The organism is Streptomyces sp. NPDC093510, assembly GCF_040683555.1.
Taxonomy (GTDB): Bacteria; Actinomycetota; Actinomycetes; order Streptomycetales; family Streptomycetaceae; genus Streptomyces.
Map to the genome: position 1 here is coordinate 345795 of NZ_JBFBEE010000001.1, position 17065 is coordinate 362859.

At 70.9% G+C, this 17065-nt stretch carries 14 protein-coding genes; 4 read left to right on the forward strand and 10 right to left on the reverse strand.

Features of this window, described 5'->3' with window-relative positions:
* Positions 1-23: 23 nt before the first annotated feature.
* Together acnA and AB0N81_RS01380 are read right to left on the reverse strand one after the other, a co-directional pair.
* A complete protein-coding gene (acnA, locus tag AB0N81_RS01375) occupies positions 24-2738 on the reverse strand; it encodes an aconitate hydratase AcnA (protein WP_365354576.1) in 2715 nt (904 codons plus the stop codon).
* Positions 2739-2936: 198 nt separating this feature from the next.
* A complete protein-coding gene (locus AB0N81_RS01380) occupies positions 2937-3752 on the reverse strand; it encodes a class I SAM-dependent methyltransferase (RefSeq protein WP_365354577.1) in 816 nt (271 codons plus the stop codon).
* A gap of 88 nt (positions 3753-3840) precedes the next feature.
* Between AB0N81_RS01380 and AB0N81_RS01385 the strand changes: the two genes are divergently transcribed.
* Positions 3841-4428 carry a TetR family transcriptional regulator gene (locus AB0N81_RS01385; protein ID WP_365354579.1) on the forward strand — a complete coding sequence of 196 codons (588 nt, stop codon included), beginning with the start codon at positions 3841-3843 and terminating at the stop codon, positions 4426-4428.
* Between the two features lie 102 nt (positions 4429-4530).
* On the opposite strand, the gene AB0N81_RS01390 is transcribed toward AB0N81_RS01385, so the two are convergent.
* Complete coding sequence (locus AB0N81_RS01390; RefSeq protein ID WP_365354581.1) at positions 4531-5421, reverse strand: sigma-70 family RNA polymerase sigma factor; 891 nt, start codon at positions 5419-5421, stop codon at positions 4531-4533.
* A gap of 130 nt (positions 5422-5551) precedes the next feature.
* Here AB0N81_RS01390 and AB0N81_RS01395 point away from each other — a divergent pair, with 130 nt between their 5' ends.
* A complete protein-coding gene (locus tag AB0N81_RS01395; protein ID WP_365354583.1) occupies positions 5552-6655 on the forward strand; it encodes an alkene reductase in 1104 nt (367 codons plus the stop codon).
* Here the strand turns inward: AB0N81_RS01395 and AB0N81_RS01400 are convergent.
* A complete protein-coding gene (locus AB0N81_RS01400) occupies positions 6637-7641 on the reverse strand; it encodes a LacI family DNA-binding transcriptional regulator (RefSeq protein ID WP_365354584.1) in 1005 nt (334 codons plus the stop codon). The two genes, AB0N81_RS01395 and AB0N81_RS01400, sit on opposite strands and share 19 nt — an antisense overlap.
* 160 nt (positions 7642-7801) lie before the next feature.
* Between AB0N81_RS01400 and AB0N81_RS01405 the strand changes: the two genes are divergently transcribed.
* Positions 7802-9766: an amidohydrolase gene (locus tag AB0N81_RS01405; RefSeq protein ID WP_365354586.1), complete on the forward strand. Its 1965-nt coding sequence runs from the start codon at positions 7802-7804 to the stop codon at positions 9764-9766.
* 161 nt (positions 9767-9927) lie between these two features.
* Positions 9928-11457, forward strand: coding sequence for a UDP-N-acetylglucosamine 1-carboxyvinyltransferase (locus AB0N81_RS01410; RefSeq protein WP_365354588.1), 1530 nt, complete (start codon positions 9928-9930; stop codon positions 11455-11457).
* Between the two features lie 259 nt (positions 11458-11716).
* On the opposite strand, the gene AB0N81_RS01415 is transcribed toward AB0N81_RS01410, so the two are convergent.
* The 6 genes from AB0N81_RS01415 to AB0N81_RS01440 form a co-directional block, all read right to left on the reverse strand.
* Positions 11717-13063, reverse strand: a complete 1347-nt coding sequence (locus AB0N81_RS01415) for a VanZ family protein (RefSeq protein ID WP_365354589.1) — start codon at positions 13061-13063, stop codon at positions 11717-11719.
* 241 nt (positions 13064-13304) lie between these two features.
* A complete protein-coding gene (locus tag AB0N81_RS01420; protein ID WP_365354591.1) occupies positions 13305-13868 on the reverse strand; it encodes a gamma-glutamyl-gamma-aminobutyrate hydrolase family protein in 564 nt (187 codons plus the stop codon).
* An 11-nt stretch (positions 13869-13879) separates the two neighbouring features.
* Entirely contained in the window at positions 13880-14683 is an 804-nt protein-coding gene (locus tag AB0N81_RS01425) for an acetylglutamate kinase (RefSeq protein WP_365354592.1), read from the reverse strand.
* Complete coding sequence (argC, locus tag AB0N81_RS01430; RefSeq protein WP_365354593.1) at positions 14680-15741, reverse strand: N-acetyl-gamma-glutamyl-phosphate reductase; 1062 nt, start codon at positions 15739-15741, stop codon at positions 14680-14682. Before argC ends, AB0N81_RS01425 begins: the two co-directional genes overlap by 4 nt.
* 243 nt (positions 15742-15984) lie before the next feature.
* Positions 15985-16851 carry a RimK family alpha-L-glutamate ligase gene (locus AB0N81_RS01435; RefSeq protein ID WP_365354594.1) on the reverse strand — a complete coding sequence of 289 codons (867 nt, stop codon included), beginning with the start codon at positions 16849-16851 and terminating at the stop codon, positions 15985-15987.
* Between the two features lies 1 nt (position 16852).
* Positions 16853-17038 (reverse strand): lysine biosynthesis protein LysW, encoded by a 186-nt coding sequence (locus AB0N81_RS01440; RefSeq protein WP_365354596.1) that lies wholly within the window; start codon positions 17036-17038, stop codon positions 16853-16855.
* Positions 17039-17065: the final 27 nt, after the last annotated feature.

Below are 17065 nucleotides of genomic sequence, written 5' to 3' on the forward strand. Positions count from 1 at the left end.
CCTGCTGTGTCCTGCCCGCCGACTTACTTGCGGATCAGGCTGCGCAGCACGTACTGCATGATGCCGCCGTTGCGGTAGTAGTCCGCCTCACCGGGGGTGTCGATGCGGACGACCGCGTCGAACTCGACACCGGTGTCGGTGGTGACCTTGACCGTGCGGGGCGTGGAGCCGTTGTTCAGCTCCTCGACGCCGGTAAAGGAGAAGGTCTCCTCGCCGGTCAGGCCGAGGGAAGAGGCGGTCTGGCCCTCCGGGTACTGGAGCGGCAGGACGCCCATGCCGATGAGGTTCGAGCGGTGGATGCGCTCGTACGACTCGGCGATGACGGCCTTGACGCCGAGGAGCGCGGTGCCCTTGGCGGCCCAGTCGCGGGACGAGCCGGAACCGTACTCCTTGCCCGCGAGGACGACCAGCGGGATGCCCTGGTCGATGTAGTTGCGCGAGGCGTCGTAGATGAACGAGACCGGCGCGTCCTCCTGCGTGAAGTCACGCGTGAAGCCGCCCTCGGTGCCCGGCGCGATCTGGTTGCGCAGGCGGATGTTCGCGAACGTGCCGCGAATCATGACCTCGTGGTTGCCGCGGCGCGAGCCGTACGAGTTGAAGTCGCGGCGCTGCACGCCGTGCTCCGTCAGGTACTTGCCGGCCGGGGTGTCGGCCTTGATCGCACCGGCCGGGGAGATGTGGTCGGTGGTGACCGAGTCGCCCAGCTTGGCGAGGACGCGGGCGCCCGTGATGTCGGAGACCGGGGTGGTCTCCATCGTCATGCCCTCGAAGTAGGGGGGCTTGCGGACGTACGTCGACTCGGTGTCCCACTCGAAGGTGTTGCCGGTCGGGATCGAGAGCGCCTGCCACTGGGCGTCACCCGCGAAGACGTCCTGGTAGGACTTGTTGAACATGTCCTCGCCGATGGAGTTGGCGACGACGTCGTTCACCTCGGCCTCGGAGGGCCAGACGTCCTTGAGGTAGACCGGGTTGCCGTCCTGGTCGACACCGAGCGCCTCGGTCGTGATGTCGATCTTCATCGAGCCGGCGAGGGCGTACGCGACGACCAGCGGCGGGGACGCCAGGTAGTTCATCTTGACGTCGGGGTTGATGCGGCCCTCGAAGTTCCGGTTGCCGGAGAGGACGGACGTCACGGCCAGGTCGTGCTCGTTGACGGCCTTCGAGACCTCGTCGGGCAGCGGGCCCGAGTTGCCGATGCAGGTGGTGCAGCCGTAGCCGACGAGGTTGAAGCCGACCTTGTCGAGGTACGGGGTCAGGCCCGCCTTGTCGAAGTAGTCGGTGACGACCTTCGAGCCCGGGGCGAGGGTGGTCTTGACCCACGGCTTCCGGGTCAGACCCTTCTCGACGGCCTTCTTCGCGACGAGCGCGGCGGCGACCATCACGTACGGGTTCGAGGTGTTGGTGCAGGAGGTGATCGCGGCGACGGTGACGGCGCCGTGGTCCAGCTCGTACGTCGAGCCGTCGGGGGCGGTCACGAGGACCGGGTTCGACGGGACGCCGTTCGTGGTGGCCGGGGAGTCGGAGGCCGGGAAGGACTCCTTGCCGGCCTCGTCCACGCTGTCGACGTAGTTGCGGACGTCGATCTTGAACTGCTCGGAGGCGTTGGCGAGGACGATGCGGTCCTGCGGACGCTTCGGTCCTGCGATGGAGGGAACGACCGTGGAGAGGTCGAGCTCCAGCTTCTCGGAGAAGTCGGGCTCGGCGGCCGGGTCCAGCCAGAGGCCCTGCTCCTTGGCGTACGCCTCGACGAGCGCGACCTGCTGCTCGTCACGGCCGGTCAGGCGCAGGTACTTCAGCGTCTCGTCGTCGATCGGGAAGATCGCGGCGGTGGAGCCGAACTCCGGCGACATGTTGCCGATGGTGGCGCGGTTGGCGAGGGAGGTGGCGGCGACGCCCTCGCCGTAGAACTCGACGAACTTGCCGACGACGCCGTGCTTGCGCAGCATCTCGGTGATCGTGAGGACGAGGTCCGTGGCGGTGGTGCCGGCGGGCAGCTCACCCGTCAGCTTGAAGCCGACGACGCGCGGGATGAGCATGGAGACCGGCTGGCCCAGCATCGCGGCCTCGGCCTCGATGCCGCCGACGCCCCAGCCCAGGACGCCCAGGCCGTTGACCATCGTGGTGTGCGAGTCCGTGCCGACCAGCGTGTCGGGGTAGGCCTGGCCGTTACGGACCATGACCGTACGCGCCAGCTTCTCGATGTTGACCTGGTGGACGATGCCGGTGCCCGGGGGGACGACCTTGAACTCGTCGAACGCGGTCTGGCCCCAGCGCAGGAACTGGTAGCGCTCCTTGTTGCGGCCGTACTCCAGCTCGACGTTCTGGCCGAACGCTTCGGCGGTGCCGAACTTGTCGGCGATGACGGAGTGGTCGATGACCAGCTCGGCCGGGGCCAGCGGGTTGATCTTCGCCGGGTCGCCGCCGAGCTCCTTCACGGCCTCACGCATGGTCGCCAGGTCCACGACGCACGGAACGCCGGTGAAGTCCTGCATGATCACGCGGGCCGGCGTGAACTGGATCTCCTGCGACGGCTGAGCCTGGGAGTCCCAGTTGCCGAGCGCGCGGATGTGGTCGGCGGTGATGTTCGCGCCGTCCTCGGTACGGAGCAGGTTCTCCAGCAGCACCTTCAGGCTGTAGGGAAGGCGTGCGGAGCCCTCGACCTTGTCCAGCTTGAAGATCTCGTACGACTCGTCGCCCACGCGCAGCGTGCTGCGGGCGTCGAAGCTGTTCGCCGACACGACAGTCTCCTTCAGATTTTTTCGCGCGTTCCGTACATCCTGCCGCCACGACTCCTCGTCGGTCCGCTAAGGTAAGGCTTAGTTAGGTAACCCTTACCGAGTGGCGGCTTCTGGTGCGCCTCGGCAGATATCTCGATGTCGAGATAACTCTAGTACATGACCCCCCGGGTACGACGAGGCACGCCCTCCCGCCCGCGCTCAGCGCTGCCCGGAGCGGGCAGTCCTGGCCGCGAGTGCCACGGTCGTGTAGCGCATGGTGAAGCCGCCGCCCAGCGCGTCGACGGCCGCGCCGACGGCGTCGAGGACCTGGGACACCGCGTCCGGCGGGAGCGTCGTGAGGCTGCCCTGCGTCGGCAGCTGGTCCAGCCACGCGTCCCGGGTGTAGGCCGTCTCCCAGTCGAAGTGCCACCGCTCGGGGGTGTCGAACGCGTCCGCCGCGCGGATGCCGTCGGCGGCCCTCGACAGGAGGGGCCCGGAGCCGTCCCTGGCCCGCCGCGGTGCGGCACGGACGTCGAGCGGCGAGCCGGGAGCCACCCTCTCGTACGCCTCGGCGAACGCCTCCGTCACGGCGGGCGGCGGCTCGGGCACGTTCCAGAACAGCACGAGGCTGCCGCCGGGCCGCAGCACCCGCGCGGCCTTGGCCGCTCCCGCGACCGGGTCGACCCAGTGCCAGGCCTGCCCGGCGACCACCGCGTCGAACTCCCGGCCCGCCGGCTCCCACGCCTCGAACGCCGCCGCCTCGACCGACACCCCGAGCCGCCGCGCGAAGTCCGCCATCCGTTCGTCGGGCTCGACGCCGAGCACCGAGCAGCCCGCCGCCATGAACTGCCGGGCGGCGATGCCGGTGCCGCAGCCGACATCGAGGACGGCGGGTCCCGGGGCGGCCGCGACGACGCGTCGGACCAGGGCGTCGGGGTAGCGGGGGCGGGCCCGGTCGTAACGCTCGGCGTCCGCGCCGAAGGATTCAGCCGTACGACGGTGTCGGTGGGGCTCGTTCTCAGGGATAGTGGGCATGTGCCCACTTTGAGTGGGCACGCGCCCACTCGTCAACGGGGCGGGGTGAACGGAACGTAGGAACGAGCACGAGAGAGGCAGGACCCACGTGCCGACAGGAGTGGCCATCCGCGATGTGCGCGAGCAGCTGTTCGCCGCCGCCGAACGCGTCCTGCTCCGGGATGGGCCGAACGCGCTGACCAGCCGGGCGGTCACCACGGAGGCGGGCTGCGCCAAGGGGGTCCTGCACCGCCACTTCGCCGACTTCGACGCGTTCCTCGCCGAGCTGGTCCTCGACCGGATTCGCGAGGTCGAGGCCCTGGGCGCCGCGCTGCGGGCCGCGGCGGGGACGGGCACGGTCGTCGACCACGTGAGCGCCGCGCTGACGGACCTGTTCGGGCCCGTCGCGCTCGGCGTCCTCGGCCTGGTCGCCTCGCGGGACGCGCTGCGCGCGCGGCTGCGGCACACCACGCCCGTCGGCATCCCCCTCCTCACGGAGGCGGGGGGCGTGCTCGCCGCCTACCTCACGGCGGAGCGCGAACTCGGCCGCCTCACCCCGGACACCGACACCGACACGCTCGCGTTCACCCTGATCGGCAGCGGACACCTGCTCTTCGCCGGCCACGAGGACACACCGCGCGAGGCCGTCCGGAAGGTCGTGACCTCGGTGGTCGCCGGGGCGGTACGGGAGCCGTGACTCCACCGCGGGACCCGGTCAGCCCACCAGCGCGAGACGCGACCCCACCGCGCGACCCGGTCAGCCCACCGGCGCGAGCCGCGACTCCATCGCCCGACCCGGTCAGCCCACCGGCGGGAGCACCGACACGTCCAGCTCCGCCAGGCGGGAGCGGTCGGCGATCACCTCGTACGCGGCCACCCGTTCGCCCTCCACGCTGACCAGAAGCGCGAGGAGCAGGCGGCCGCGCGGGGCCACGACGACGCCCACCGCGCCGTCGACGAGCGCCGCCTCCGCGAAGCGGGCGTTGGCCTTGAGGAGCACCGTCTCCTCCGCCACGGCCCGCGCGCCGCGGATCTCCGCCGCGCGGCCCGCAGGGAGTGCGCCAAGGTCGGCCCTGCGCACGACGTCCGGCGCGAGGACGGTGAGCAGCGCTTCCAGGTCGCCGTCGCGCGACGCGGTGAGGAAGGCGTCGACGACGTGCCGGTGCCGGGCGAGGTCGGGGGCGGCGGTGCGAGGTGTGCCCCGCACCTTCTGACGGGCGCGGCTCGCGAGCTTCTTCGTCGTGACGGGGGTGCGCTCGACGATGGGCGCGATGTCCGCGAACGGCACGGCGAACAGGTCGTGCAGCACGAACGCGACGCGCTCGGCGGGGCCCAGCCTGTCGAGGACCACGAGCAGCGCCCGGCCCACCGAGTCGACGAGCAGCACCTCCTCGTCCGGGGCGGCGCCGGCCTTGAACTCGCCGATGGTGTCCGGGAGTTGACCGCCGGCCGGCTCCTCGTGGCGGTACGCGGCGGAGCGCAGCATGTCCAGGCAGAGGCGGGAGACGACGGTGCGCAGCCAGCCCGTGAGGTTCTCGATCTCGTCGTCGCCGGTGCGGCTGAGGCGTAGCCAGGTCTCCTGGACGGCGTCGTCGGCGTCGCTGAGCGAGCCGAGCATGCGGTGGGCGACCGCGCGCAGGTGTCCCCGGTGCGCCTCGAACCGTTCGGCGAGAAGCTCCTGCCCGTCCATCGGTCACCTCTTCCCGTCGTGCCCCGTCACCTTCATGTCGTACGGCTCCGATTCATGTCGTACGGCTCCGAGCCGCCGCGACCTTAACCCGACGGGCTCCCGACGGACTCCCGACGAAGGAGACACCATCATGTCCACCACCCTCACCCGGACCCTGCTGAACGGGCTCGACGTGGGCCCCCTGCGCCTGCCCAACCGTGTCGTGATGGCGCCGACCACCCGGGCCCGCGCCACGAACAGCGCTCTCGCGCCGACGGAACTGCACGCCGCGTACTACGGGCAGCGGGCGGGCGCCGGGCTCATCGTCACCGAGGGGACCTGGGTGAGCGAGCGGGCGATCGGCTTCCTGAACGTGCCGGGCGTCTACAGCGAGGCGCAGGTCGCCGGGTGGCGACGCGTCACCGAGGTCGTGCACGCCCTCGGCGGCCGCATCGTGCAGCAGCTGTGGCACGCCGGGGCCGCCTCGCACCCCGACCACCTGGGCGGCGAGCGGCCCCTCGGGGCCTCGGCGGTCGACCCCGGGGAGAAGTCCTTCACCGCGGGCGGGTTCAAGGACACCGTCACGCCACGCGCCATGACCCTCGCGGACATCGAGAAGACCGTCGAGGAGTACCGCGTCGCCTCGTACAACGCCCGCCGCGCCGGGTTCGACGGCGTCGAGATCGGCGCCCTCGGGGTGTCCCTGCCCGCCCAGTTCCTCAATCCGCGGCTCAATCTGCGCACCGACGCGTACGGCGGCGACCGCGCGCGCCGGCGGCGTCTGCTGCTCGACGTGGTCGACGCGGCGGCGGCCGCCTGGCCGGGGCAGGGCGTGGGGGTGCGGCTCTCGCCCTACTGGGACGGCGGGTGCTTCACCCCCGACGCGTCGACGCTCGCCGACTTCGACGAGCTGGTGACGGCCCTGAACGACCTTTCCGGGGGCGGTCCGGTGGCGTATCTGCACCTGCGTGGACCGGACCTCGCGGGCGGCGACGCCCCGGACCCCGGAGCGTTCGCCCGCTACCGTCGGCGCTTCGAGGGCCCGCTGATCGTGAACAACGGCTTCGGCCGGGACTCCGCCGACGCGGCCGTGGCTGCGGGCGTCGCCGACGCCGTGTCGTTCGCCACGCACTTCGTCGCCAACCCCGACCTGGTCAGCCGGTTCGCCCTCGGCCGTGAACTGGCGACCGGCGACCCGGCCACGTACTACCAGGGCGGAGCGGAGGGCTACGTCGACTATCCGGCCGCGGGCTGAGCGCCGGACGACGCGCGGACCAGCAGCCGCGCGGGGACCACGACCGGGCCGCGTGCCGCCGCGGGGCCCTCCTCGACCAGGCCGACGAGGAGACCGACGGCGGCGCGCGCGGTCCGCTCCGGGTCGAGGGTCACCGTGGACACGGGCGGTTCGGTCGCCGCGTAGGCCGGGTCCTCGCTGGCGCACACCACGCGCAGGTCGTCCGGGACGCGCAGGCCGTGCCGGGCCGCGGCGGCCAGGAGCTGGCGGCCGCCCGGGTCGTACGCGGCGTAGACGGCGTCGGCGCGGTCCCGGCGCCCCAACAGGGCGTCGAACGCGTGCCCCTGGCCGTCGGCCGGGTCGAACGGCACGATCAGCGGGGCCGTGCCGCGCTCCCCGCACCACCGCTCGTACGCCGCCGTCACCGCGCGGGCGTAGTGCTCGTCGCCGCTGCCGGACTGCAGGGCGATCCGGTGGGCTCCGGAGTCCGCGAGGTGGTCCAGGACCGTGCGGGTGGTCGTGTCGTGGTCGTTGTCGACCCAGTGGTCGCCCGGGTGCGGGTCGCCGGGGACGCCGTCGAAGACGAGCGGGATGCCGCGGGCGCGCAGGGCGCGGACCATGGGGTCGCCGCGCGGGCTGTCCACGATCAGCATGCCGTCGACGGCGAGGCTGTGCCAGGAGTCGTCGGCGGCGCGGTCGGCGGGAAGCGTGGTGAGGGCGTAGCCGCGCGCGTGGGCCGCCGACGTGGCCGCGGTGACGGCACGTGAGAAGTAGGCGATCTCCGTGTAGTTCCAGGCGGTTGCGAACGTGGTGACGGCGACGCCGAGTGTGCGGCAGCGTTGCGGGCCCGGGGTTCCGTAGCCGAGCCGTGTCGCGGTCTCGCGGACCCTGCGGCGGGTGGCGTCGCCGATCCTGCCGGTGCCGTTGAGGGCGTGCGAGACCGTCGCCGTCGAGACCTCCGCGGCGCGGGCTATGTCGGCGAGAGTCGGCCCTGGCACGCGCCACATCGTACGGAATCCGCAGCCGGGGACGGGTTCTGGTTAACGGATTACTCGTCGAGGGTTCCCTCCACCCGATGGCCGTCGACCCGATAGCCGTCGGCTCGATAACCGTCGACCCGATAACCGTCGCCCGATAACCGTCACCGCTACGCGTTGGAGTGTGGTCGTGTCCCAGTCGTACGCCTCTTCGTTCTCTTCGTTCTCTTCGTCCTCTCTGCCCTCTGCGCCCCCTCCCCTCTCCCGGCGCGGTCTCCTCGCGGCGGCGGGAGCAGCCGGAGCCGCCGGGCTCGCCGCCGCGGCCGGCCCCGCCGCCGCCTCCCCCTCCCCCGCCTCCCTCTCCCCCACCTCCCGCCGGCGCCGTTCCGCCGCCCTCGTCGTCCACAACGCCCACGTCTTCACCGGTACTTCGGACCGCGCCCGGCACGAAGCGGTGGCCGTCGGCAGGGACGGACGGATACTCTCCGTCGGCACGGACGCCGCCGTCAGGCGTTTCGTCGGGCGGGACACCGACGTCGTCGACGCGCGGGGCGGCACCGTCATGAGCGGCGTCCACGACGGGCACGCCCACCCGATGGACGCCGCGAGCCGTTCGCTGCGGCCGTCGCTGGCGGGGGCCGAGCAGACGGTCGAGGAGCTGCAGAAGACGCTGACGGGGTTCCTGGAGGACTCGGCGGAGCAGGAGCCCGACGGGTGGCTCGTCGTGGAGGACTGGAACCCGGTCGGGCTCCTCCCCCACGGCACCGCCCCGCACCACTCCCTGCTCGACAGCCTCCCCACGCGGCGCCCGATCGCCCTGCGCGGCGGCGACGGCCACAACCTGTGGGCCAACCGGCGCGCCCTGGACATCGCGAAGGTCACCGCGTCGACGCCCGACCCGGCCGGCGGCAAGATCGTCAAGGGTGCGGACGGCGAGCCGACCGGTGTGCTCAAGGACGACGCCCAGCCGCTCGTCTCCCGGCACATCCCCGAACCCGACGAGACACGGATGGCGCAGGCCGCGGCGAAAATCCTCGCCGAGGCCGCCGCGTCCGGCATCACCACCTTCATGGAAGCCGTCGTCGGGCGCGGCGAGCTGAAGCTCTATCAGCGGCTCGCCGAGTCGGGGCGGCTGCTCCAGCGCATCGTGCCCGCGCTGCGCGTCGAGACCGACCTGACGAAGGACCCGGCCGCGGCGGTGGCGTACGCGAAGGGGCTGCGCGCGGACTTCGGGGACGTACGCGGACTGCGCTTCGGCACGGTGAAGGTCTTCCTCGACGGTGTCATCGAGCACCCGGCGCAGACCGCGGCGCTCCTGGAGCCCTATCTCGACAAGGACGGCAGGCCCACCGGACACCGCGGCGACCTGTACGTCTCGGCCCGCGACTACGGACGGCTCAGCGCCGCCTTCAACGCCGAGGGCTGGCAGATGCACGCGCACGCCATCGGTGACCGCGCCGTGCGCACGTCCCTCGACGGGTACGCGTACGCCCTGCGGAAGACCGGCCGCCGCGATCTCCGCAACACCACGGCCCACCTCCAACTGGTCGACCCCGCCGACCTCCCCCGCTTCGCCGCGCTCGGCGTCGTCGCCTGCATGCAGCTCCAGTGGGCCACCCGCAACACGTGGACGATGGACGCCCTGCTGCCCTACATCGGGGCCGAGCGCCATCGTTTGCAGTACCCGGCGCGCAGCCTCCAGAAGCGGCGCGCGGCGCTCGCGGGTGGCTCGGACTGGCCGGTCGACCCTCTGCAGGTCTGGAACCAGATACGCACTGCGGTGGACCGCGAGGGCATGGAGGGCGAGGGGGACCTCTACCGCGCGCAGGAAGGCATCAGCCGTACGTCTTCCCTGCTCATGCACACCTCGGGCACCGCGCGTCAACTCCGCACGGAGCACATCACCGGGACCGTCGAGAGGGGAAAAGCAGCCGATCTCGTGGTGCTCGACCGCGATGTGACGCGGTGTCCGGTGGCCGATATCAGCTCTGTCGAGGTGCGCCTCACGCTCGTCGGAGGCACAGTGGTGCACGACGCGCAGTCGTCGGCAGGACGCGCGGCCGCCGCCCGGGTGACGCGGGCGGCGGCGGGGCCCCGGCCCACGGCGTACGCGTCGGTGCACGGCGGGCGGCACGCGTCGTGCGGGTGCGGCTGACTCCCAGGTGCACTCGGGCCGAACCCGGACGTGAACTCGTTCACGAACTCGTCCACGAACTCCCGGGCGGGGAAAGGTCCGAAAGGTCCCCCGGACGGCCGGTCCTCATATGGCCCACCCCAGCGCGCGCGTCATCTCATATCTGAGATAACCTTCGACACATGGCAGACGACTACCTCGTACGCATCGGCAAGCTCATCCGTGACGCCCGTCAGCACCGGGGCTGGACACAGGCGCAGCTCGCCGAGGCGCTCAGCACCAGCCAGAGCGCCGTGAACCGCATCGAGCGGGGCAACCAGAACATCAGCCTTGAGATGATCGCCCGAATCGGCGAGGCTCTCGACAGTGAAATCGTCTCGCTCGGGTACGCGGGCCCCATGCATCTGCGAGTCGTCGGCGGCCGCCGGCTCTCCGGCTCCATCGACGTCAAGACGAGCAAGAACGCGTGCGTGGCGCTGCTCTGCGCGTCCCTCCTCAACAAGGGCCGCACGGTGCTGCGCCGCGTCGCCCGCATCGAGGAGGTCTACCGCCTCCTGGAGGTGCTCAACTCCATCGGCGTGCGCACCCGTTGGATCAACGACGGCGTCGACCTGGAGATCGTGCCGCCCGCCACGCTGGACATGGACGCCATCGACGCGGAGGCCGCGCGCCGCACCCGCTCGATCATCATGTTCCTCGGCCCGCTGCTGCACCGCATGGACCACTTCAAGCTGCCGTACGCGGGCGGCTGCGACCTGGGCACCCGCACGATCGAGCCACACATGATCGCGCTGCGCAGGTTCGGCCTGGACATCGCGGCGACCGAGGGGCTGTATCACGCCGAGGTGGCACGCGACGTGTCCCCCGACCGCCCCATCGTCCTCACCGAGCGCGGGGACACCGTCACCGAGAACGCGCTGCTGGCCGCCGCGCGCAGCGCGGGCACCACCGTCATCCGCAACGCCTCGTCGAACTACATGGTCCAGGACCTGTGCTTCTTCCTGGAGGCGCTGGGCGTCGAGGTCGAGGGCATCGGCACGACCACGCTGACCGTGCACGGCGTGCCCACCATCGACGTCGACGTCGACTACTCCCCCTCCGAGGACCCGGTCGAGGCGATGAGCCTGCTCGCTGCCGCCGTCGTCACCGAGTCCGAGCTGACGGTGCGCCGGGTGCCCATCGAGTTCCTGGAGATCGAGCTCGCGGTCCTGGAGGAGATGGGCCTCGACCACGACCGGACGGCGGAGTACGCGGCGGACAACGGCCGCACCCGCCTCATCGACCTCACCGTGCGCCCCTCCAAGCTGGAGGCGCCCATCGACAAGATCCACCCGATGCCGTTCCCCGGCCTGAACATCGACAACGTCCCCTTCTTCGCGGCCATCGCGGCGGCGGCGCAGGGCAAGACGCTGATCCACGACTGGGTCTACGACAACCGGGCGATCTACCTCACGGACCTCAACCGCCTCGGCGGCCGCCTCCAGCTCCTCGACCCGCACCGCGTGCTCGTCGAGGGCCCCACCCGCTGGCGCGCCGCCGAGATGATGTGCCCGCCCGCGCTGCGTCCCGCCGTGGTCGTGCTCCTAGCGATGATGGCGGCGGAGGGCACGTCGGTCCTGCGCAACGTGTACGTGATCAACCGCGGTTACGAGGACCTGGCGGAGCGCCTGAACTCGGTGGGCGCGCAGATCGAGACGTTCCGGGACATCTGACCGGTTGTTTCCAAGCCCCGGCTTGGTCACGGTGCGGCGGCCTGCCGTGGGGCGATGACGCAGGGCCCCGGGCAGGCCGGGTTCGTCGCGGTGTCGTACCCGCGTCCGCCCCTCCCCGTATCCGACTCCCTGGCCGCGAATGCCAGGGAGTCGGATACGGAAGGAAGGCGGACTCCAAGGTGCCGACCGCACCGGCCCACGGAACGGCCGGAACCAACCGAACGCCTGCCCTAAGGGCGGTCGGCGGAGTGCTTGGATGTCACAGCGGAGGCTCCTTGCGCAGTTGACCGGTGTGGGCGTCCACGAAGTAGTCCGTGAAGTCCGCCGAATCATCGTCCTCCGCGCCCTTCACCATCGCTTGGACGATGTACTCCGGGTTCCATCGACCATCACGGCGAACCGCCTTGATGACATTCGCATGGAACTCGTATGCCTCCGGGTGTCGCAGGGACTTCCTGACCTTGTCTATCGCCCGGCCACGGCTGACCTCGACCGACGGCAAGTCGTCGAAGTGCGACGGCCCCCGTGACACGTTCAGTTGACTGATGCGGCCCGCCGTGTTGATCTGCACATCCAGCATGGCCGGCATCAGCACCTTCTGCTCGACGGTCCGCCAGGAAGCGAGCCACCCGAGTTTGCCGTCTGCGACAGGAACTACCGTCACATTGGTTGCATCCTTCACCCACGGATAGTGGGCCTGTGCGTACCGGGTTGCCAACTTCTTCGCTTCACCGCGAGCGAGGTGTGGATGCTCTCGCCCATCGATGGGGAAAGAGCGGCTTGTGGGTGTGTCGCTGTACTCCAGCGAGGCTGTGAAAGACAGCTTCGACGGCCACGACATTTCTGCGTCGACCTCGTCACTCGAGAAGTGCAAAGTACCTCGCTCGCCGGCATCCCCCGCAGGTGTGTACTGGAGTTTGCCGTCGGCGACAGACGTGTAGTCGACTCCGAACGCCTGACCGAGCGCCTCGCGCATGGCGTCCGCTTGTTCACTTGAGCCCGCCTGGATGCTGGTGGCGTCGACAGCCGTGAACGCGACGCGTGGGACGGTCACTCCGATTCCGATAACGCCAACTACGGTGGCCGCAAGGGCCGTTACACGTTCGTCGGCGTAGGACCGGAATTCAATACCCCACCTGTGGGCCGCCAGCCAGGCACACCCCATGCCGACCAAGCCGCCAAGAATATTCATCTCAGCGTCAGAGCTGTCGCAAATCCGGGAGAATGCATTAATGGTCCCCTGGGACAGCTCGATGAGACAGGGGGCGAGGAGGACGCCCGCGAGGGTGAGAAGTCGACGCCGCGAAGCCAACAACCCAAGAAACCCGAGTGGGACCGTCATCAGGCCGTTGAGCAGACCCTGAGTCGTATGGAACGGCTCCGCGATCTGGCGGTTGATCGTGCATTCGTGACTGGCCGAGCCGCTACCGGTAAGGAGTAGGGTCACGCCCAGGACCACGACGAGATAAGCGACAAATACACCGGGGATGAGCGCTGGCCGCCGCCGCTTCTTCAGCCAGGCGAAAACCCCGAGGGCAAGCAGTGTGGCAGTAACCGCCAGAAGGGCGACCCAGGGGCCGTTGCCCTGAAATATCGCTTGAAACACGTCGTTCCTTTACTGAGGGCGAGCCCCTGTTCGTCCGGACTGACAGAGTCGTCCTCGATGTTTACCGCCCCCTGTTGTTCAATGCTCACGGACCCTTTCGTGGCCCGGCCTCATGATCATTACAGAACGTACCCACTCCCTACAAATCCCCTTTCGAGGGCTGGAGCACAAGAAAAGTGCGGGGCCCCCACGTCAAGCTACAGAGACCGGTTCGTGACTGACACGAATTCGTCAGAGCCGCTCAGCTGTAGAACCGTGTGAAACCCCGCAGGATCTCGTGGCCGTCGGTTCGGTACTCCAAGTGGGCCTGGGAGCCGATGAGGCGGCCGGTGTGCGAGCGGAGGAACTCCACGGGGGCCTGGGGGGAGCGGCCGATGGTCCGGAAGCCGCGGGGGGCGTGCCGCAGGTACAGGGTGTGCCGTTGGAACAGCGTCACCGTCGGCCGCACGTACGTGAACAGCGGGTCGTCCTTGTCGACCCGCACCTCGCTGCGTCCGACCCGCTGGGGGCCCGGTGCGAGGCGGCCGCCCGCTGCGACCGCGAGGAGCTGCATTCCGCCGCAGATCCCGAGGACGGGGACGTCGGCGGTCATGACGAGGTCGATGAGCGGCGCGTAGTGCTCGCGGTCGTGGGCGCGCACCTTCGTGCCGCTCAGCACGATCGCCTGGTGGCGTCCCGTGAGCCGGTGAGGCACCGAGGCCGTGTCCACCGTGTCGGGGAGTGAGCCCAAGGTGCGTAAGCGCAGGCACAGTTGGGGGAGCGACAGGGTTCCGTTGTCGACGACCAGGACACGGGGACGCAGCATGTGGTTGCTCCTCAGTCCCGGGTGATGACGGTTCCGGTGCGGCCGGTGAGCAGGGCCGTGACGGGCGCGTCGCCGATGACGACCCGCTCCACGCCCCGTTCCAGGGCCTCGCACGCGGCCCGCAGCTTCTTGCGCATCCCGTCGGCGGCGACCGTGTCCCGCACTGTGGCGGCGCTCGCGCCGGACATCCGGTGGACGGGCTTCCCGTCCACCGTCACGTGGCCGACATCGGTGACGAGCACCAGATCGGTGGCGCCGACGGCGCCGGCCACAGCGGCGGCGGCCCGGTCGGCGTCCGTGTTGACCTCCTGGCCGGCCGGGTTGCGTGCCAGCGGGGTCAGCAGAGTGATGTGGCCGGGCCGCGCGTGCCGCAGTGGCACGGTGTTCACGCCGGTGGGCGGGCCGACGAGGTTGTCCAGTTCGACGAGCCGCCTTCCTTGCCACCACAGGCGCTCGCCCGCGCCCGCGCTGATCAGCCCCTCGCTGCCGATCAGCCGCTCGGCGGTGAGGCCGCGCTCCCGCAGCTGTGACAGGACCCTCCCGGTCAGCGCCGCGCTGACGGTCCTGATGTCGTCGAGGACCTCCGGAGTGGTCCAGCGGCTCTGGTTGCCGTACCGGTCGCGCAGGATCGCCGACGGCTGCCGGTGGCGGGCGTCGAGCCGCCGCAGCGGGCGGGACCAGCCGTGGACGAGGATCAGCGGCCGTACGCGTCCTTGCCCGGCCAGGTCGTCCCACCAGAGGTCGTCGAGCGTATCGAGGCAACTGCCGCCGAGTTTGACGACGGTCACGGGCGAGCGGTGCGGCGCGGCGCTCACGCGGGCATCACCGGCAGCATCGTCAGCCCCGTCTCCTCGGGGAGGCCGAACCGCAGGTTCGCGGCCTGCACCGCCTGGCCCGCCGCGCCTTTGACGAGGTTGTCGAGGGCGGCGAGGACGACGATGTGGCCGCCGTCCTCGCCGACGAGGGCCGTCACGTCACAGAAGTTGGAGCCAAGTACCGCCTGCGGGTCGGGGACCGGAATCCGCGTCTCGGTGTGGCGCCGCGGGCGTACGAACGGGTGCCCCTTGTAGTAGCGCAGGTAGGTCCGCTCCAGCTCACGTGGGTCGACGGCCCGGCCGGTGAAGACGTAGAGGCTGGCGAGCACGCCCCGCACGGTGGGGACGCCGTACGCGGACATCGTCAGGGAGCCGAGCGAGCCGGGCCGCGTCCGCCGCAGGAAGTCGGTGACCTCCGCGGCGTGCCGGTGCCCGGCCGGGGCGTAGGGCGTGATGGCGCCGCTGCGCAGCGGGTGCAGGGCGGCGGTGCGCGGTCGCAGGCCGCCGCCGCTGGACCCGCCCTTGGCGTCGACGAGCACCGTGTGCACCGGAAGGCCGAGCCCGTGGGTGAGGGGAGCCAGGCCCAGGGTGATCGCGGTCGCGTAGCAGCCGGGCAGCGAGATCAGCGCGGCGTCTTCCATCTGGTCGCCGACGAGTTCGGGCGTTCCGTACACGAAGCGGTCCACGAGGTCCGCGCGGCGTTCCACCTTCGGGTACCAGCGGTCGTGGAGCTCCCGGTCGCGGATGCGGAAGGCGCCGCTGAGGTCGATGACGACGGGGGCGTGGTCCTGGTCCGCGAGCAGCGCGGCGAGCTCGGCGGAGACGGGTGCGGGGGTGGCCAGGAAGACCACGTCGAGCTCGGCGGCGATGCCGTCGGTGACGTGCCGCACGGTCAGGGCGGGGTTGATCCGCAGGCCGGGGTGGAGTTCACCGATGTGCATGCCGGCGCTGGAGGAGCCGCCGAGGAACGTCGGTTCCAGGACGGGGTGTTGAGTGAGGAGCCGGACGAGTTCGCCTCCGGTGAGCCCGGAGGCGCCGATGATGCCCGCACGGATCATGCGTGGACCTCTCGGCGGATCATGTGTGTGCCTCCCGGAGGTCATGTGTGTGCATCCCGGCGGCTCATGCGTGGACCTCCCGGCGAGTCATGCGTGTGCCTCCCGGCGGATCATGCGTGTGCCTCCCGGAGGCCATGTGTGTGCCTCCCGGCGGATCATGCGTGGACCTTCCGGAGGTCATGCGTGTGCCTCCCGGCGGATCATGCGTGGACTTCCGCGAGTCATGCGTGTGCCTCCCGGAGGTCATGCGAGGGCTTCCCGGAGGTGGCGGGCGACGGACGAGGGGATGTCCGCTCCGGTCGCCGCGTCCAGCGCCCGGAAGCCCGGGGCGTGGTTGACCTCGTTGACGACGTGGCCCTCGGGCGTGCGGAAGAGGTCGACTCCGTAGATGCCCGGCCCCAGTTCGGACACCACGCTGTCGAGGATCTTGCGCAGCTCCGGGTCGTGGGCCACGGCCCGGGCCCGGTTGCCCAGCGCCGCGTTGGTGCGCCAGTCGGCGGCCCCGCCGGTGAACTCGCCGCCGCCGGTGAACTCGGCGGCGCCGGCGATCTCGTCGCCCACGACCAGGCAGCGCACGGAGGTGTCGCCCAGGTACGGCTCCACCAGGCAGGCCTGCTCGAAGGCGTGCCCGAGGTCCTCGACGTAGTCGTACACGGACGCGGCGGTGTCGGCGTGCCGGAGCAGCGTGACCCGTTTGCCCATGCCGCCGAAGACGGGCTTGAGGACGAGGGGCAGGGGCAGTTCCTTGAGGGCGCGCTCGAAGTCCGTGCGGGAGAGCACGAGCCGGAAGTCGGGGACGGGGATGCCTGCGGAGCGCAGGGCGGTGCGCAGGGCCGCCTTGTTCTGGCAGGTCCGGATCGCGCGGGCGGTGTTCAGGGTGCGGACCGATGCGGCCTCGGCGAGCGTGGCGACGAGGCCGCCGCGCGTGTAGCTGCGGCTGCGCACCAGCAGCGCGTCGTAGCCGGAGAGGGCCGGGGCGTCCGGGTGGCCCAGGCACATCGACTCGTCGTTGACCCACTCCAGGCGCAGGCCGAACGCCGGGGCAGCGGCGATCAGCCTGCGCTCCTCCCAGCCGATCCGGTCCGCGGCGACGGCGACCGTCCGCGGCATCTCACTGGCCCCAGTCGCGGAGCCGGGTCTCGACCATCCGCAGGGTGGTGCGGCCCCCGGAGACGCCCTCGACGCGGAGCGTGAGCATGCACTCGGGGCAGACGAACGTCTCGCCGCTGACCATCATCGGCACCGTCAGGTCCGTCTCGCATTCGGGGCAGGTACCGGCGAGCGTGTCTCTCGTCATGAGGGGCCTCCTTGCTCGGGGGTGCGG

Bases quoted from the DNA above. Each gene is read 5' to 3' on its own strand.
- AB0N81_RS01410 (WP_365354588.1), top strand. From the start codon at position 9,928: ATGGCAGACGACTACCTCGTACGCATCGGCAAGCTCATCCGTGACGCC.
- argC (WP_365354593.1), bottom strand. From the start codon at position 15,741: ATGATCCGTGCGGGCATCATCGGCGCCTCCGGGCTCACCGGAGGCGAA.
- AB0N81_RS01380 (WP_365354577.1), bottom strand. From the start codon at position 3,752: ATGCCCACTATCCCTGAGAACGAGCCCCACCGACACCGTCGTACGGCT.
- AB0N81_RS01435 (WP_365354594.1), bottom strand. From the start codon at position 16,851: ATGCCGCGGACGGTCGCCGTCGCCGCGGACCGGATCGGCTGGGAGGAG.
- AB0N81_RS01420 (WP_365354591.1), bottom strand. From the start codon at position 13,868: ATGCTGCGTCCCCGTGTCCTGGTCGTCGACAACGGAACCCTGTCGCTC.
- AB0N81_RS01400 (WP_365354584.1), bottom strand. From the start codon at position 7,641: ATGTGGCGCGTGCCAGGGCCGACTCTCGCCGACATAGCCCGCGCCGCG.
- AB0N81_RS01390 (WP_365354581.1), bottom strand. From the start codon at position 5,421: ATGGACGGGCAGGAGCTTCTCGCCGAACGGTTCGAGGCGCACCGGGGA.
- AB0N81_RS01440 (WP_365354596.1), bottom strand. From the start codon at position 17,038: ATGACGAGAGACACGCTCGCCGGTACCTGCCCCGAATGCGAGACGGAC.
- AB0N81_RS01395 (WP_365354583.1), top strand. From the start codon at position 5,552: ATGTCCACCACCCTCACCCGGACCCTGCTGAACGGGCTCGACGTGGGC.